This is a genomic window from Anabaena sp. 4-3, assembly GCF_001597745.1.
Classification (GTDB): domain Bacteria; phylum Cyanobacteriota; class Cyanobacteriia; order Cyanobacteriales; family Nostocaceae; genus Trichormus.
In genome coordinates, this window is sequence record NZ_LUHJ01000066.1 from 111,715 (window position 1) to 129,956 (window position 18,242).

General features: G+C 42.3%; 12 protein-coding genes and 1 pseudogene. 6 read left to right on the forward strand and 7 right to left on the reverse strand.

The window, feature by feature from the left end:
• Positions 1–99 precede the first annotated feature (99 nt).
• Positions 100–990 carry an aspartoacylase gene (locus tag A3775_RS18170; protein ID WP_066380426.1) on the forward strand — a complete coding sequence of 297 codons (891 nt, stop codon included), beginning with the start codon at positions 100–102 and terminating at the stop codon, positions 988–990.
• 256 nt (positions 991–1,246) lie between these two features.
• Here A3775_RS18170 and A3775_RS18175 read toward each other — a convergent pair whose 3' ends face one another.
• Positions 1,247–2,134: a CoA-binding protein gene (locus tag A3775_RS18175; RefSeq protein ID WP_066380424.1), complete on the reverse strand. Its 888-nt coding sequence runs from the start codon at positions 2,132–2,134 to the stop codon at positions 1,247–1,249.
• Positions 2,135–2,327: 193 nt separating this feature from the next.
• Positions 2,328–3,563, reverse strand: a complete 1,236-nt coding sequence (locus A3775_RS18180) for a succinate--CoA ligase subunit beta (protein ID WP_066426139.1) — start codon at positions 3,561–3,563, stop codon at positions 2,328–2,330.
• Between the two features lie 850 nt (positions 3,564–4,413).
• On the opposite strand from A3775_RS18180, the gene A3775_RS18185 reads away from it, so the two are divergent.
• Positions 4,414–6,192 (forward strand): phage tail tape measure protein, encoded by a 1,779-nt coding sequence (locus tag A3775_RS18185; protein ID WP_066380421.1) that lies wholly within the window; start codon positions 4,414–4,416, stop codon positions 6,190–6,192.
• Positions 6,193–6,203: 11 nt separating this feature from the next.
• Here A3775_RS18185 and A3775_RS25350 read toward each other — a convergent pair whose 3' ends face one another.
• Positions 6,204–7,628 carry a FecR family protein gene (locus tag A3775_RS25350; protein ID WP_066426141.1) on the reverse strand — a complete coding sequence of 475 codons (1,425 nt, stop codon included), beginning with the start codon at positions 7,626–7,628 and terminating at the stop codon, positions 6,204–6,206.
• 529 nt (positions 7,629–8,157) lie between these two features.
• On the opposite strand from A3775_RS25350, the gene A3775_RS18195 reads away from it, so the two are divergent.
• The 3 genes from A3775_RS18195 to A3775_RS18205 are packed head-to-tail and all read left to right on the forward strand — an operon-like array spanning position 8,158 to position 12,207.
• Positions 8,158–9,480: a hypothetical protein gene (locus A3775_RS18195; protein WP_066426143.1), complete on the forward strand. Its 1,323-nt coding sequence runs from the start codon at positions 8,158–8,160 to the stop codon at positions 9,478–9,480.
• A 52-nt stretch (positions 9,481–9,532) separates the two neighbouring features.
• Positions 9,533–11,047 carry a class I SAM-dependent DNA methyltransferase gene (locus A3775_RS18200; protein ID WP_231867031.1) on the forward strand — a complete coding sequence of 505 codons (1,515 nt, stop codon included), beginning with the start codon at positions 9,533–9,535 and terminating at the stop codon, positions 11,045–11,047.
• Positions 11,044–12,207, forward strand: a complete 1,164-nt coding sequence (locus A3775_RS18205) for a restriction endonuclease subunit S (RefSeq protein ID WP_066426148.1) — start codon at positions 11,044–11,046, stop codon at positions 12,205–12,207. Before A3775_RS18200 ends, A3775_RS18205 begins: the two co-directional genes overlap by 4 nt.
• A 73-nt stretch (positions 12,208–12,280) precedes the next feature.
• Here A3775_RS18205 and A3775_RS25115 read toward each other — a convergent pair whose 3' ends face one another.
• From A3775_RS25115 to A3775_RS18225, 4 genes and pseudogenes are all read right to left on the reverse strand, one after another.
• On the reverse strand, positions 12,281–12,760 hold the full coding sequence (locus A3775_RS25115; protein WP_231867032.1) for a type II toxin-antitoxin system death-on-curing family toxin: 480 nt from the start codon (positions 12,758–12,760) through the stop codon (positions 12,281–12,283).
• Entirely contained in the window at positions 12,757–12,954 is a 198-nt protein-coding gene (locus A3775_RS18215; protein ID WP_066426149.1) for a DNA-binding protein, read from the reverse strand. Before A3775_RS18215 ends, A3775_RS25115 begins: the two co-directional genes overlap by 4 nt.
• Positions 12,955–12,969: 15 nt before the next feature.
• Positions 12,970–13,245 (reverse strand): DUF4351 domain-containing protein, encoded by a 276-nt coding sequence (locus A3775_RS18220; RefSeq protein ID WP_231867033.1) that lies wholly within the window; start codon positions 13,243–13,245, stop codon positions 12,970–12,972.
• Positions 13,227–14,043: pseudogene (locus A3775_RS18225) on the reverse strand (Rpn family recombination-promoting nuclease/putative transposase). The gene A3775_RS18220 and the pseudogene A3775_RS18225 overlap by 19 nt, the downstream one beginning before the upstream one ends.
• A 530-nt stretch (positions 14,044–14,573) precedes the next feature.
• Here A3775_RS18225 and A3775_RS18230 point away from each other — a divergent pair.
• Positions 14,574–17,963 carry a DEAD/DEAH box helicase family protein gene (locus A3775_RS18230; RefSeq protein ID WP_066426152.1) on the forward strand — a complete coding sequence of 1,130 codons (3,390 nt, stop codon included), beginning with the start codon at positions 14,574–14,576 and terminating at the stop codon, positions 17,961–17,963.
• Positions 17,964–18,242: the final 279 nt, after the last annotated feature.

Genomic DNA, 18,242 nt, shown 5'->3' on the forward strand with positions numbered 1-18,242 from the left:
ACTGGTTAAAAATTTTTCTCCCCTGCCTCCCCTTTCTCCCTGCTCCCTGCTCCCCTGCTTCTTCCCATTCCCCAGTTCTTTACCTGAAAGTTATTGACTATGAAAAAAATTAATCGGGTTGTGATTGTTGGTGGTACTCATGGGAATGAATTTACAGGCGCATACCTAGTTAAAAAATTAGAAAAATTTCCCCATCTCATTCAAAAATATAACTTTGAAATTCTGACATTATTGGGCAATCCTCAAGCTTTCGCCGCAGGTAAACGCTACATAGAAAAAGACTTAAATCGTTGCTTCTTAGTTGAAAATTTGCAAGATACCACACTCAATAGTTATGAAGATAATAGGGCAAAAACTATATATCAAACACTGCTAAATTCAAGCCCAAGCCAGGTAGATGTAATTATTGATTTACATAGTACAACTGCCAACATGGGATTAAGTATGATTATCGGTAATCAACATCCCTTTTTATTGCAATTGGCAGCTTATTTATGTGAAATTAATCCTTTAGTTAGGGTGTGTTATACACAAGCTGAAAAAGGTAGTAATTTTCTGCGATCGCTCTGTGAATTTGGTATTGTGATTGAAGTGGGGCCTATAGCTCAGGGTGTATTAAATGCCGAGTGGTTTCAAAAAACCGAAGCATTGATTTTTAGTATTTTAAATTATTTAGATAAATTTAACCAAGGCATCACACCACAAACCAATAATACATTAACTTTTTATAAATATTTGGAAACTATAGATTATCCCAGAAATGAAACCGGAGAATTACAAGCGATGATTCACCCGCAGCTTCAGTTTCGAGATTATCAACCGTTAAATCCTGGTGAACCGATGTTTTTAACCTTCGACGGACAGGCGATCTCTTATCAAGGTACATCTACAGTTTACCCCATTTTTATTAACGAAGCTGCCTACTATGAAAAGGGTATTGCGATGTATTTCACAGAAAAACAACAACTAACAATTGATAGCATTTCCTAGTCGAGTCAGGTAGAGCAGGGAAGCAGAGGGAGCGGAGGAGCAGAGGGAGCGGAGGAGCGGAGGAGCAGGGGAGCAGGGGAGCAAGGGAGATTTTTCCCCAGAATTCTTTAATGCAAGAATTTTGCGAAAAGTTCTGTAGGCGGGTTTCCCGGCGTAGGAAACTTTTCAAGACGAATTTTGAATTTTGAATTGATTTGTCCCCAGTCCCCAATCCCCAGTCCCCAATCCCCAGTCCCCAATCCCCAGTCCCCAATCCCTAACTCCAATTCATCGCCTTCTTGAGTAATTCAGGAATTAATGAAGGGCGTTCCGCAACGGGGACTTCTGCGGCTGCAAAAGCGGCTATTTTACTTTGTGCCGTGCCGAAATTGGGTGGACGACCAACAACGGTGACTAAAGTCCCTGTTTGTCGCCAAGTTTTTCCCGGTGGTGCTTGTCTGCCGGCGATATAAGCCACAACTGGTTTATCAATGGCTTCAGCAATGTATCTAGCTGCGGCTTCTTCACTGCCACCGCCTGGTTGCCCGACTAAAACAATCGCTTCGGTACTATCATCCTCATCTAAAATTTGTAGCCATTGCAAAAACGAAGAACCGACAATGGCATCACTACCAATACTGACACTAATTGATTGCCCTAAACCCGCTTTTGTCAATTCCCAAGCCACTTCATAGGTGAGGGTACTACTACGGCTGACAATTCCTACTGAACCGGGTGTATAAAATTCACTTGGTTGTGTGCCTAACAGAATTTTCCCTGGGACAATAATTCCCGGACTGTTAGGCCCGATGACTAGAGTTTCCCCGGCTTCGGCTTTGCGGAGTAATTGCACCATATCCAAGGGCGGCACCCCCCCAGAAATGATGATAATCTGGCGGATATGAGCAGCGATCGCTTCTAAGGCAGCATCGAGAACTTGATAAGGGTGTACGCAAATAATCGTGGTGTCTATTTCCCCAAACTTCTCTACTACCTCTTCTACCAAATCAAATACTGGCAGATCATAAATTTCCTGCCCACCACATCCAGGATCGACACCAGCCACCAAATTTGTACCATAAGCCCGCATTTGAGCAATATGACTTGCTGAGATAAATTCACAAAAGCCCTGGATGATAACTTTACTATCTGGCGTTAACTTCATAAACTATCGGGAATTGGGGATTGGGGATTGGGGATTGGGGATTGGGGACTGGGAAAGAAGAATTGTGGCTCTTTGCAGGGGGAAAAGGGGAAAGTCCCCTCTCCCTTGCTCCCTGCTCACGGCAGTCCGCTCAAGTCGGGAAACCCGCCCACGCGGCTGCCTCCCCTGCTTCCCCTGCCTCCTTTCCATAACACTAAGAAACTTTTTTGTAAATCGGTGATTTCACGAGTTTGACTGCTGCTGCAACCGCCTCGTCTAAATTTTCCACAATTATGAGTTGATTTTTTGGCGTTTTTAAAGATGTTAAAACTTCTTTAGCCGGGTTTAACTCGGAACCAGCTAGACGGATGACTAAATGGGGTAATGAATGCTCCCTAGAGTTTCTACTAGCATGGGAACGCCCAACTACTGAAGGTAGTTCGCCTGTGTCGCGGAGTAAAAATTCTCCTATGGCGGTGGCGGTGGCTTCTGGCTGCGGAATGCTACCGAGAAGATTAATCAGTATGACTTGAATGCTGTTGTCAGCCGCCAACAGGTTTAAACCTCGAACTAAGCGATCGCAAAATGTTGTCGGTGATGTATCTATAATCGAAGCGTGTCTGAGATTCAAACAAATACCCGGTTTACCACCTGCGTCAGCCACTAAATCAGCCGTTGCCATCATCGAACCTTTACCATTGCCCAAAATGCCGATTTTACCGTGCATTTCTAAACTATCCCAGTCACCAAATCGGTTATTGATCTGACTTCTGCCATGATGTTGAGTGGCTATTTTGGCGGCCATTTCCGCAATTTTTGGGTGTCGCCCAATAGCTCGTTCATTCACCCTGACTTTACCATTTAATGTCATCACTTCCCCAGCCGCGTTGACAGCTAGAGGATTGATTTCTACTAAGTCTAAATCTTTTTGTCTAAAAAGCTGATACATTTTTTCTAAAACGCCGCTTACTGACTTCATGAGTGCGCCTTGCAAACCCATCTTTAACGCCAGTCTGCGCGCATAAAACGGCGAAAATTCCTGTTCTACAACTACGTGCTGCATTTTCTCGCCGGCTGATTCCCAATCTACGTCCGGTTCTTGGCAACCTAAAAGTATTGGTCGGCAAACTGCTGTATCTAAAACTACAGCTAAATAAAATTCTTGGGTGGCTTCATACTTGGACTCTGCTAAGATGACTTCTGGTAGTTCGCCCCAAATTGCCAAGTTAAAGATAGTTTGGGCAGATGCGATCGCATCAATTGTAGTTTCAACAATCCTCACTCCCCCTGCTTTTTCTCTGTCTCCCGCGTGTACTTGCGATTTTAGTACAATGGGATAGTGAATTTTCAGCCGTTTCAAATCTGTAGGATGGTCAATACGTTGAGAAGGCAATACAGGAATGCCTATTTCCCTAAACCATTCTTTAACTTGATACTCCAATAAATCCATTGCTATGCACCTAATATCTACGCTTACAGAGAATTAATCTGGTGCTGTTTTTTTGTTTTTAGCGCACCCTAATTAGATAATCAAGCTTTAGTTAGCTATAAAAAATTCTTCTGCACGTAACAATTTTATCGAATTCAGTCAATGTCGCACATTAATTGCTAGCAGGCAATCCTGAGTATTAAATTATAATTGAATACTTGTAAATCCAGTGAATTCACTACTGTATAATTAAACCAGTTATTAACTCAAACTCTCAACTCTCAAAATTCACAACTCAGGAGGAAGCAACCCTTGGCGGTAATTCCCGGCTGAGAGTCAGGGATTTTTTGATGTTGTTTACCCGCGCATCACCTGCCGAAATGCTGGCTTTACCCAGGCGATTGGCAATTTCCCCAAACAGGTAATTCTGTTGAGTTTCCTACTGTTGAGCAACCAGCACGATGAGTTTTGACCTTTTCCTAGTGGTTCATACATCAATGCTATCTTCTCAGTCATGAGTTAAACATCTATTATTCCCATGTTTGAGGTTGAATTCTACCAAAGGTAAAATTATAAAAATTATTATGATCTATTGTGTAAAAAACTGAAAATTACTCATAATGTTTAGTGTGGGAAACATCAGAAAATGTAGACTATTCACCTAGATGCCCCTGGTACTAACATGAGACTGATGATTTTACCCGTTGATTTGATTTTTGGTGAAATTTCAGAATTTGTGTTAAAAAATGGTCTATCAGATTTTGTGATTATGGTTGGTTAAACTGTGCATCTGCATTCAATAAACGAACAAATGCCATTTCATTCGCCCACCGATAAAAAACATAATATAGCAGGCCAGCAGGAAGGCTCTATGAAAGTAGCAGTCCAGCAGGAAGATTTACATCTGTTAGCCAGAACTTTGCAAGAACAATTTCTGGCAGAAGTGCCATCTGGTGAGGTTTTCCAGATTAAGTGTGCTGTCAACAAAGATGAGTTGATGATTTTAACTCAACATCCACTCAGTATCAATGCTGACGTAGAGCAGATTTTCGCTGTGATTGAAGAAGTTCTTCAGTCGCTAACGACTTATAAAGAACAGCGAATACAATGTTTTATGAGAATTATGGGCGAAAAATTGCCCTATGCTCAACGTTACCTGATGATTAAGGGGCATGGACAGCCACAAAACCCACTCACCGAGGTAGATGAAGACGAAGACGTTGAAGAAGCCACACCTTTTTCATCCTCTGCATTTTCGTTGACTGATTCTTTGTCAACAGATGAGACTGAAGATGAGGCGCAAGAAGAACCATTCGATCCTTTAGCGGATGCACCAGATTTATTGGTGAATCCACCCAAGCGTCAAATTAATCCTATACTGCTGGGTACGGTTTTGTTGGGCGTAATTGGGTTAGGTGGTGGTGGTGCTTACTTACTGACTCGTCCTTGCGTCATGTCTGAGTGTCCAGCCATCGCAACCGCCGCACAATTTCAAACTGAGTCTAGACAATTAATGCGTCGTGCTAAGTCAGCCACTGAATTAGCCTCTATACAACAGCAACTGGAAGCAACCAACAACAGCTTAACAACTATTCCCCGTTGGTCTTCTCGCTATCAACAAGCAGAAGAACTGAAAGTAAGTCTATCAGGTCAGGCTGAAGAAATTAACCAGGTGTTAACAGCTTTGCAAACAGCCACGGTGGCAGAGCAAAAAATGCAAACACCCACCAATAGTCAACAGGAATTACAAGCTAGACAACGCCTATGGCGGCAGGCGATCGCACCTTTGGAATCTGTCAAGCGCAATAGTGAACTCTATAACTTGGCACAGTCAAATTTACGTAAGTATCGCGTCAATTTGCAAACAATCAATCAGCAAATCGTCACACAAGAAAAATGGCTGAAAAAGTTGGCAGATGCCAAAGCTGTAGCTAGTGTAGCGGCAAAACGCGAAACCACGGCTAAAACCTTACAAGATTGGCAGAAAGTGCAATCAACTTGGCAAGTAGTCATCAATGCTTTAAATATAATTCCGCAAAATAGTCCGGCACACGCAGAAGCACAACAACTGTTAATAGAGTATAAACCGAAACTAGCAAGAGCGCGCGATCGCGTCACCGTAGAACAACTAGCAGCCAAAAGCTATCAACAACTCACTAATATAGCCAAACAAGCCAAAGCTTACGAGCAACAACAACAATGGCAAGCCGCAGTTATTTATTGGCAGCAAGCTTTACAGTCTGCTCAACAAATTTCTCGCGATAGCTTGTACTACAATCAAGCTCAAACTCTCATAGCACCATACACAGCAGCCCTCAAGCAAGCACAAGAAAAACTACAACTCAATAATGCTTGGCAACAAACCCGCGCCGATTTAAATAAAACTTGTTCTAGTACCATTAAAATTTGTAACTTTACTGTAGACGATAAAGGCATTATTGTCAGAATCACCCCTGAGTATGACCAAATCCTGCAAAGTGGTATGTCTGATAATAGCTCTGAGAATACCAATGCTCAAATTGATCTGAATAATCACTGGCAAATCCTTCAGGAAGCTTTAACGGTGATTAGTGACAATGCAAATCTGCCTTTGTTTATTTACAATCCTCAAGGACAACCTATTTATACGCGAACACCTGAACCGAGGTAAGAAACCAGCACTCACTTATTCCCCGGATTTTCTCCAGCATTACCCACAGGTTTATCATTTCCGGGGTTACCATTGATGGGAATACCTGTTGAGTCTGTCACTGGGTTGGGGTTGGGCGTGGGGTTAGTCTGACTATTTCCGGGATTTTCTCCAGCATTACCCACAGGTTTGTCGTTTCCGGGGTTGCCATTCATGGGAATACCTGTTGAGTCTGTCACTGGGTTGGGGTTGGGCGTGGGCGTGGGGTTAGTCTGACTATTTCCGGGATTTTCTCCAGCATTACCCACAGGTTTGTCGTTTCCTGGGTTGCCATTACTCGGATTACCTGATGAGTCGGGAATTGGGGTTGGTGTTGGCGTTGGTGTTGGCGTTGGTGTTGGGGTTGGCGTTGGTGTTGGGGTTGGGGTTGGGGTTGGCGTTGGGGTTGGCGTTGGGGTTGGGGTTGGGCTGGGTGTTGGGGTTGGCGTTGGGGTTGGGCTGGGTGTTGGGGTTGGTGTTGGGGTTGGGCTGGGTGTTGGGGTTGGTGTTGGGGTTGGCGTTGGGGTTACAGTAGGATTAAATTCTTGAGAGTTATTTAACAAAAGTTCTCCTGTTTCCAGCAAGGAATCCACAGGAAAAGCATCTGTGTTTGAGCCAGTAGAATTTTCTCTCAAGGGATTTTCCCTACCTGAGTTAGAATTAACTGTTAATTCTAAAAATGATGGATTGTCAATAATGCCTTGACCACTCAGAGGAGTCCATCTTGCTAAAGCTGCGAGAATTTCTGCTTGTATAGTGGCAATAATCGGATCTACTAAGGGTGTAATTTGTTTTTTAGTTAAGTTCAGTCCCCTAACCAAGTCACTGGTTTCATAAAAAGTTTGCAGATCAAAATCATATAAGCCTTGAAATTCGCCTTTAACTACTACTAAAAGTTGACCTGCTTGCAATTCTTGAGTTTGGGAAGCATCTTTATTTAAAACTGTAATCCCACTATTTGTCAGCGCGCCGACAATTGTCGTGTCTGTTATTTGATCATAGCGCACGAACAAGGCTGACCCTCGGATTGCTGCTGCTGCGCTGGGTGTTTGGATGCGTGTTTGTCCCCTTCCTGGTGGAATCAGTAGTAATACTGTGCCGTTGGATAGTCTAAAATTCCTGGTTCTAGGCAAAAATTGGAATAATGCTTGTTCCCCAACCCGCGCTAAAGAGCCATCATTGAAACGCAAATCTGCTAAAGAGGCTCTACCAGTCGATAGCCCATCCCCTGGAATCAGTGCATCTGCTGGACGGGCGGGACGCTTATTTTTGCTACTTCTGGGAATCAACTGTACAAAGTTACGCAAGCTTTGAATCTGGGCGCGAGTTAAGGGAATGTTAGCACTTACTAAACTGGGCAAGTTGATTAGTATGATTCCCCACAAACCAATCGCTAACTGCAATACTTTAAAACGCATAGTTCAAATAAGTAAAAATTGCACTGATACCAACCTAGTTAAAAATCAATTCTGAACTTTACAGATATTTACTCGCTAATTTTCTATTTTTCTTCGCTATTTTCTGAGTTAATTTGCTGTTAAAGATAGCTTAACTTTCTCTACGATACACTTAATGTAAGTTTGTGTCTGCTGAGATGATAATACATAAAATTAATTTTACCCGCCAATTGGAATCTATGCAAGAAATCATACAAGCTGCAAGTAACAGGATAGGAGGATAATCAGGTAAAATCATCTTTGGCTTGATTCTCTATCAGAGTCAGGCTATGCACAGCCAAAAACAGAAAACTCAGGGTATTAGCAACTGGCAAGCAATACCCACCCGACCAAAATTTTCGTTAAGCAACTTTTGCCAGATTAGGGTACAGTAAACATTCTGGAGGTAATATTCTATAGTGTCAAAAGTGTCAAAACATTATATTTATTAGTATAGTTAGTCACATTGTAACCACGGTAATTTTAGATAAATTCAAGCCATCTAGACAAGATGCAAATTCAGGGCTGGAAAAGATTTTTATTCACAATTTTGTTAGCTGTCATTGGTAGCAACACTTATTGCATTAGGGTAGATGCAGCATCCGTCAAAAAGTCAAATTCACACAATTGTCAAGATTATTTAGGGGAAATAAACAATCATGTCCTGAATAATCAAACAACTGATTATATATGCAAATATGAGCAGTTAAGAGTAGATAATTCTCAATTGCCACAATTTGAGATGTTTGATTTAGCATCTACAAAACAGATGCAATTTAATCAGTCACAACCGCAATTACTAACGGCTGAAGCAGAAAATCCGAGTCTTGTGCAACAGAGGAATGAATCGCCACAGTTAGAAACTCAGCCTGATATTTTCCCTCAAACTACCCCGCAACCAATAGAGGGATTACCAGATGCGTCTTCAGTCACGAGAAATCAAAGGTTAGAGAGGCTAATACAAAGGTTACGAGAGACAAAACTACCTAACCCTGAATCAGATGATTATCGGGAGTTGGGGTTAAGGGTGCGCCCCAGACAGCTACCACAATCACCTTTGGAACAACCAGAAATTCCACCGAGAAAAACAGCAGCACCGCAGTTTAAACCGATAGGTTCTTTACAAGCAAATGTTGGTTATTTTTATAGTAATAACATTTTTGCGTCGGATGTTGCTCCTATAAAAGAGGGCTTGTTTTTTTATGGATTAAGGTTAGCCTCGGCTTATTTTCCTTTGGGAGAACAGACTTATATAAATGGTTCAATTAATGGTAATTTAATTCGTTATGTAGACCAATCTAGATTTAATTATAACCAAATTAGATTTAATCTGGGGATTTACCAACAGCTATCCAGCCGCATGTATGGGGAAATTGGTTGGAGTAATCAACAGTTATTTTATGCTCAAAATAGTGATTTGTTTACAGCAGGCGATCGCTTCCTCGGTGAAAACTCATTTCGCCTCTCTTTGGGAAGGCGAGATACCCTCACGGAAAAGTTACGGCTAGATAGTTTTTATGAGTTGAGTTGGAATCTAGCTGAACCTGATAACCGTAGCCGGATGATTAATTCTCTGTGGTTATTGTTGAGTTATCAAATTCAAAAACCCCTAGAGGTGGGTTTAGGCTACCAGTTGAATTTATCAGATTTCACTGAGCGCGATCGCTTTGATAATTATCATCGGCTATTTACTCAAGTCAATTATCGCCTATCTGAATTTAATAGTCTGAATCTTCAGAGTGGCTTTAGCTTTGGTGATTCCACCGTAAGCAACATTGATTTTAATAGCTGGTTTTTTAGCGTCAACTATAACTGGGTATTAGGCGAATTTTGAAAAACCTGCCCCAGCCTTCTGCTATAAATAACATTGACAAAAACATCAAGTCTTGGTATATATCGTTATCGTAGGAGCAGTTAAGCGGATGATTACAGGTGAGATAAAGTCCAAAGTAGACCGCCTTTGGACAACTTTCTGGAATAACGGTATTAGTAATCCTCTTTCAGTAATTGAGCAAATATCTTACCTGTTATTCATCAAACGTTTAGATGACTTGGAGTTGGCGCAGGAGAAAAAAGCCAACAGACTCAATAAACCCATTACTAACCCGATTTTCGCAGTAGATAAACAACATTGTCGTTGGTCTTATTTCAAAAACCTGACTGATTCTGAGGAAATGCTGCGAATTGTCCGGGATAAGGCTTTTCCTTTTATCAAAACTTTGGGGACAACCGGGGAAGATAGCACCTATGTGCGCCACATGAAAGATGCTGTTTTCCTAATTGCTAACCCTGCGCTGTTGGCGAGTGTAGTCGGACAAATTGACCAAATCCCGATGGAAGACAGGGATACCAAAGGCGATTTGTATGAGTATATGCTGTCAAAGCTGACGACAGCCGGCACTAATGGGCAGTTTCGCACACCCCGGCACATTATTAAAATGATGGTTGAGTTGATGTCACCGGGCGCAAGAGAGATTATCTGTGATCCTGCTTGTGGTACGGCGGGGTTTTTGGTGGCGGCGGCTGAATATCTGCGCGACTTGAAAGATGCAGATGGCAATCTGATTTTAAATGCGCCAGGGAATCGGGAACACTTCAATAAAGAAATGTTTCACGGTTTTGATTTTGATGGCACAATGCTCCGCATTGGTAGTATGAACTTGATGTTACACGGGATTGAAGACCCGAAAATTGAGGCGCGGGATTCTCTGTCTGAAGATCATGCTGGAATTACCGAAGCGTTTACTTTGATTTTGGCAAATCCGCCATTTAAAGGTTCGATAGAAAAGTCTACTATTGCCAAGGATTTAACTAAGGTTATTTCCACAACGAAAACCGAACTGTTGTTTATTGGGCTGTTTTTGCGGTTGCTGAAAATTGGCGGCAGGGCGGCGGTGATTGTCCCGGATGGGGTGCTGTTTGGTTCTTCTACTGCCCATAAAAAAATTCGGGAGGTGTTGGTAGAACAGCATAAGCTGGATGGGGTGATTTCTATGCCTTCTGGGGTGTTTAAGCCTTATGCTGGGGTGTCTACGGCGGTACTGATTTTTACCAAAACCGGGGCTGGGGGAACGGATGAGGTTTGGTTTTACGATATGGAGGCGGATGGCTTATCGTTAGATGATAAGCGTCAGCCTGTGGAAGAAAACGATATTCCTGATTTGTTGAAGCGGTGGAAGGTGCGAAATCCTGAGACGGATACAGACCGCACAGGAAAGGCGTTTTTTGTGCCTAAAGATGAGATTAAAGCTAATGGTTATGATTTATCTATTAACCGTTATAAAGAAATTGAGTATCAAGAAGTGAAGTATGAGCCGCCCAAGGTGATTTTGCAGAAGTTACGAGATTTAGAGGCTGAAATTCGGGCGGATTTGGACGCTTTGGAGGGGTTGTTGGGATGAGTCTACTTCCGGAAGTAGAAATAGGTTCTGTTTGCACCCTTATAAATGGGTATGCCTTTAAACCAACTGATTGGGGTAAATCTGGTCTTCCAATTGTCCGAATACAAAACCTTAATGATCCAGATTGTGGATTTAATTATTTTAACGGACAGATGAAAGAGCAATTCCTAATTGATTCGGGAGAGTTACTGTTCTCTTGGTCAGGTACGCCCGGAACATCCTTCGGGGCTTTTTTCTGGTATCGGGGTAAGGCAGTTCTAAATCAACATATTTTTCGAGTGTTGGTAGATGAAAACAAAGTCGATAAGGGATATTTTCGTTATGCACTCAACTACCGAATAGATAGAATTATTGCTCAATCGCATGGAGGAGTAGGACTTAAGCACATTACGAAAGGGAAGCTTGAGGCAACCAAAGTTCCTCTCCCACCTCTAGAAGAACAACGCCGTATTGCTGCGATTCTCGACAAGGCTGATGCTGTTCGCCGGAAACGCAAACAAGCGATCGCACTCACAGAGGAATTACTGCGATCGGCTTTCTTGGATATCTTCGGCGACCCTGTTACCAATCCCAAGGGGTGGGACATTGTTGAACTTTATAAATTATTGACTTTTATCACAACTGGCTCTCGTGGATGGGCTAAGTTCTATGCTTCAGAAGGTAGATTATTCCTCCGAATACAGAATGTAAAAGATGGAAAGCTTTTATTAGAGGATGTTGCTTATGTTAATCCACCTGATTCTGCTGAAGCTCGCCGAACTTGTGTTCAAGAAGGAGATGTCTTACTTAGTATGACAGCAGACTTAGGCAGAACTGCTGTTATTCCAGATGGGTTGCAACCCGCTTACATTAACCAACATTTAGCAATACTCCGTCTAAACCAGAAACTCATCTCTCCCTTTTATCTTGCTGCTTTCTTGTCTTCAGTTGGTGGACGGTTACAAATCACTAGGCTAAACAGGGAAGGTGTAAAAGCTGGTTTGAATTTTGATGATGTAAAAAGTTTACATATTCTTCTTCCACCGATAAATATGCAGAAAAAATATGAGGATTTTTGTAAACATCAAACTGAGATTTTGAGTCAGTATAAACAAAGCAGCGATGCTGCTCAAAACCTCTTCAACTCCCTACTACAAAAAGCCTTTCGGGGAGAACTCTGAGCCAAAACTTAGATAACTTTGACATGAGATTTCAACCATTGTGTAAATACCTCACGCTCAAGTTGACCAGATGCTAGAGATAGTATAATTTCCTCCTGTTCATCAACAGAAGCTGCAATTTCCGGGAGCATCCCAATTTTGCAAAAATAACCGCAGCAACACCAAAAACTCTCTGAACTTTCTTACCTTCGTGATCTTTGCGTCCTTCGTGGTTCGTTTCTTCCCAGCCTTTGACATTGGGTAAAAATAAATTTACACATTTGGGATGCTCCCCAATTTCCAGACCATTCATCACCAAAAAAACTTCCATTGCTGCATGACCAATCCGCTTATTACCATCAATAAATGGATGATTCATGACCAGCGAGAAACCGATAGCCGCAGCTTTATCAACAAGTGTCGGGTAAAGCTCCTCACCACCAAATGTCATACGTGGTTGAGCAAGTGCAGACTCTACAGCACCTAAGTCTTGAATCCCCAAACTTCCCCCAGACTGCTCGATAATCTGACGATGAAGTTCAATAACTTCAATAAGTACCAAATAGCGAATCATGCTAATCGCCGATAAAGTTCAGCATTTTTCCGCATCACATAACTAGCTGCTTGGGTAAACTCGCCTTGAGGATGATTTAATAAATCTTCCAAACTTGCAGATAACAACTCTTCAGTAGACATTCCCAACTTTTGCGCTAATGCCTGCAACTTTTGCAGTTGCTCCTCTGAAATATTAATCGTTATCGTTGCCATATTTTTTATTTCAACTCAATTACTTTCCTGCTGTTCTAGTAAAACTACCAAATCAGATATTGCAGAAAAATCTATAGATTCCTCTCCTAATACTTCCAATTGTTCAGTAGATAATACTCGTAACCGTTCAATTATCGACGAGTCAATCTCACCAAAACGCCGAGTTAATTGACGCATCAAAAACCGAAAGGCTTCTTGTTGCTTTCCCTTTTGTAAAATATCCTGATAAATCACCGACTCCTGCATCGCATTTTCGCTTGATAACTGAAGAATTAAATTTGCTGTAGCCAAATTACTAAATCATCTATCGATGAAATTCTCAAAAGCTGTCTACCTAAAGCTTCTAACTGTTCCTTGCTTAAAACTTGGACTTGCTCAATAATTGACGCATCAATATTACCAAAACGTTCTTCAAGTAAAGACATACAAAAACTCAGAGCTTCTTGTTGCTTTCCCTTTTGTAAAATATCCTGATAAATCACCGACTCCTGCATGACATCCTCCCTTAAAAATTGCCTAATCAATCCCTTTTCAAACTTCAAACCTGCTAAAATCTCTGTATAAGCTTGCAATATCTTGTCTAGTATCCCTATCAGAAATTCTAGCAACACTTTGGGCAACCTGGGATAGTAACCTTTGCGGTGAGGTTGTTTGTGTTAATGGTGCTAACGGTAATAATGCAGGATTATCTAGAAATCTTGTTGATTCTTGCTCCCACATCCGCAGAACTCGATAACGGTGAGTGGTTGTTTCATTGACATATTCTTCAGTAAAAGCAACTTCGTTATTTGTCTCTTGTAAAAAAATTACCACCTGTGTCACAGGGACATTATATTGACGGATTAACCTGACGGAATAATCCAGCATTCTGAATGGAAGCGGCGGATTTGAGATGGTGCGGGTTTGAAATTCAATATGTAAAATTCGATTGGCTGTTTGCAGAAATGTCACAGAATCAGCACGAATTGGTTCTAAACTCAATTCTGTTTTCAGTACCTCAACTGTTGTCGGTACTTCAGCCAGTAACCAACTCACAAATTCTTCTGGGTATTTTTCAGCTAAAGCTTTACAAACGTTGTCAAAACTCACAACTTATACCATGTCCGTTTGAATAGTTATCATATCTGTTGGGGTAGGGAACAGGGAACTTTATTATGCGCTGTAGAGACGTTGCATGCAACGTCTCTACATTGTATTTCTGTGCAACTTCATAGAGACTTGGTATTACACCCAATTTTACACCAATTCGCAATAGCCTACGGCTTCGCGTAACGTCCCGTAGGCATATCAGTAGGGTGCGTCAGATAGCAATAATATATTTATTCACAGTATTTAATCAGTCTGACGCACCCTACAATACTACAAAACTCACAATTAATACCCGATTTTACACCAATATTATTATTGGTAAATCAAATATTGCACCATTCTCAATCATCGTCAGGTGATGCACAGCCAACTACAAATGTAGAGACGTTGTATACAACGTCTCTACATTGATAGGGGAGAATTTTTTTGTCTTGCTTAATTTCACTGATGAACATACTGCCCTATTCAGCTATAGTTTATACTGTTTAAATACATCATTAATGGTAAACTGTGGAAGTAAGCGGGTATTTATGGCATCTAACTTTGACTTTCTCCAAAAACGTTACCCTGGTTTGTTTCAACACGCCAAAGAAGCCGAAAGCCTAGTTTACACCGCTCCCCGTGCCAGTTGCTTTTATTGTCGCTTCACCCTAGAGCAAGCTGTCCAATGGCTTTATGCTTATGATGCTAATCTGCAACTACCCTATGACAACAATTTAGGGACGCTCATCCACGAACAAACTTTTCAAAACAACCTCAAACCAGGGCTGTTTGCTAAAGTCCGCGCTATCCACAAAATGGGTAATATTGCAGTCCATAGATCGACAACTATTACAGAAAAGGATTCTCTGCACCTAGTCGAAGAACTGTTTCATTTCCTCTACTGGCTGTCACGCTCTTACTCTGAGGATATCAAAAATCATCCCGCAGTCAACTTTGACCGTGACTTAATTCCCTGTGCGACTCAACCGAACATTTCAGACTTGTCTGTAGAACAGTTGCAAGCTTTAGAAACGCAACTTTCCCTGAGTGAAGAAATGCGCCGCATCGCGGAAGCACGACAGCAGCAAACTGAGGCGGAGTTAACAGCCCTCAAGGGGAAAATGGCTACCCTCAAACAGCAAAATCTCGCGGTTCCCGACACCCACAATTACAACGAAGCCGCAACCCGTCACTATTTAATTGATGTTCTGCTCAAAGAAGCTGGTTGGAATATCAATCAATCCGGTTGCACAGAGTACGAAGTTGAGGGAATGCCTAACGATACGGGCAGGGGACGAGTAGACTATGTACTATGGGGTGATGATGGTAAACCTCTGGCGGTGGTGGAAGCGAAACGCACCCGTAAAAGTCCAGAAACCGGGAGACACCAAGCTAAACTCTACGCCGACTGTCTAGAAGCTCGTTTTCAACAGCGTCCGGTGATTTTCTACACCAACGGTTACAAGTATTGGATTTGGGATGATGTGAGTTATCCGCCTCGTGAAATCGAGGGTTTTCTTAAAAAAGATGAGTTAGAACGGTTAATTTTTCGCCGCACCCACCGCAAGCGGTTGCATTTGGTAAATATCAATCCGGCTATTGTTGAGCGCAGTTACCAAACTTTAGCGATTCGCAGCATTACCGAAGCCTTTGACGACAGAAAAGAACGCAAGGCTTTGCTGGTGATGGCGACGGGAACCGGCAAAACTCGCACGGCGATCGCATTGGTTGATTTGTTGATGCGTGCTAATTGGGTAAAGCGCGTTTTGTTTTTGGCAGACCGCAACGCCTTAATTACTCAAGCATTGCGGGCTTTTAAATCTCACTTACCCACTGCCACCGCCGTAGACATCACCAAATACGAGGCAACCCCAACTGATAATGTGGTGCTGTCTACCTATCCGACAATGTTAAACCGCATCAACCGCAACGATGGCGACAAACGCATTTTTGGCCCTGGACATTTTGATTTAATCATTGTGGATGAAGCGCATCGCTCAATTTATCACAAGTATCGGGCTATCTTTGATTACTTTGATGGGCTGCTGGTGGGGTTAACTGCTACCCCCCGTGATGAAGTTCACCGCGACACCTACCGCATCTTTGACTTAGAGGCGGGAGTTCCTACCTTTGCTTATGAATTGCGGGATGCGATCGCTGATGGTTATCTAGTCCCCGGTAGAGGGGTACAAGTGCCTTTCCGCTTCCTGCGTACTGGTATCAGATACGCTGACTTGTCCCCAGCCGAACAGGAAGAATATGAAGACAGATTCCGCGACGAGGAAACCGGAGCGATTCCCGACAAAATCAACGCCGCCGCCCTGAATGACTGGCTGTTTAACATCAGTACAGTGGATCAAGCTTTAGAGTTATTGATGCAACGGGGACTCAAAGTAGAAGGTGGCGATCGCCTCGGTAAAACTATCATCTTCGCCCGTAATCAAAAGCACGCCGAGTTTATCGTCCAACGCTTCAATCTTAACTATCCCCACTATCGAGGTGAATTTGCTCAAGTCATACATAGCGAAATTACTTACAACCAAAGCCTGATAGATGACTTTTCCGAAGCCCATAAACAACCCACAATAGCGGTGTCTGTAGATATGCTCGACACTGGTATTGATGTTCCCGAAGTGGTAAATTTAGTATTTTTCAAGCCTGTATATTCACTGGTGAAGTTTAACCAAATGATTGGGCGTGGGACTCGCCTGTGTCGTGATTTATTTGGCGTAGACAATCATAAGACCGAGTTTTTAGTATTTGACCTGTGCAGTAACTTTGATTACTTCAATCAGCAGATTGCCGAATCAGAACAGAAACCCAGCGACAGCATCACAACTAAACTGGTGAGAACCCGGTTAGAGTTGAGTGAATTACTGCGCCGAGAAACTAACAACCCTGAACCAAACCAGTTACGCAGTAGATTACTAGACGACTTACATCAGCACGTAGCCACAATGGCGCGAGATAACTTTTTAGTTCGCCGTCACTTACAACAGGTAGAAGAGTTTTCAGAGCGATCGCGCTGGGATAATCTGAATAATGCAGATATAGACAACATTGCTCAATCTTTAGCCCCACTTCCCAACGGTTTACCCCAAGAGAATCATCCAGCTAAACGGTTTGATTTACTCTGTCTCAAACTGCAAATTGCTGTGATGAACAAGTCTCAAGATTTTATCAAGCTACGCGATCAAGTCAGGGATTTGTTGCATCAGTTGGAAGAAAAGCAGACTATCCCAATGGTGAAAGCCAAACTCGCCCTGATTGAAGACATCCAAACAGAAACATGGTGGTTAGATATCACACCTGAGATAATTGAGCAGATGCGTCATCAACTGCGGGATTTAGTGAAGTTTATTGACCCGAAAAAGCAAGTTATAGTTTACACAGACTTTGAGGATAAGTTAGGGGAAGTTACAGAAGCTAATATCCCGATGAGACAGACGGGATTTAGTCCCTACCAATACCGCAAGAAAGTAGAGGCGTATATTCGGGAACATGAGAATCAGATAGCGATCGCCAAACTGAAACGTAACGTACCCTTAACTGATGCAGATTTAGCATCTTTGGAGGAGTTACTATTTAATGCAGAAGCAGTTGAAAGTCGAGAACGGTTTGAAGAAGTTTACGGCAAAAATCTGAAGCTGTTCATTCGTCAACTGGTAGGGTTAGACAGAAACGCAGCCAAACAAGCATTTGCTAAATATTTAGAGGGTAGTAACTTTAATGCCACTCAAATCCGTTTTGTTAACACCATCATTGATTATTTAACCCAAAACGGTGTGATGGATGCCGGGTTACTTTATGAACCACCCTTTACAGACTTGCACTATGAAGGATTAGATGGAGTGTTTGAACCTGATGATGCTGACCAAATTATCTCTATAGTAAGTTCTTTTAATGCGATGGTGGGCAAAGAATTCGGCGCAGCGTAAGTTAACCAGACTAGAGTGTAGAGACGTTGCATGCAACGTCTCTACAAGATTTTGAAATTTTTTTATCTGGAAGTCCCTAATTTAATGTGATATCGTCCGCTTAAACAATTATTGTAGTTGTTTAGGCAGAGAATAGGGAATAGGGAATAGGGGAATAGGGGTTGTTTCCAAGTGACGTACTCCACACACTCCCCTTCCCTACGGGACGCTACGCGAACGGGTGAGTGTGGGCTTCTCAATGACTCCCCTATGAGGACATTAATTGAGCTTTGAGGGCGT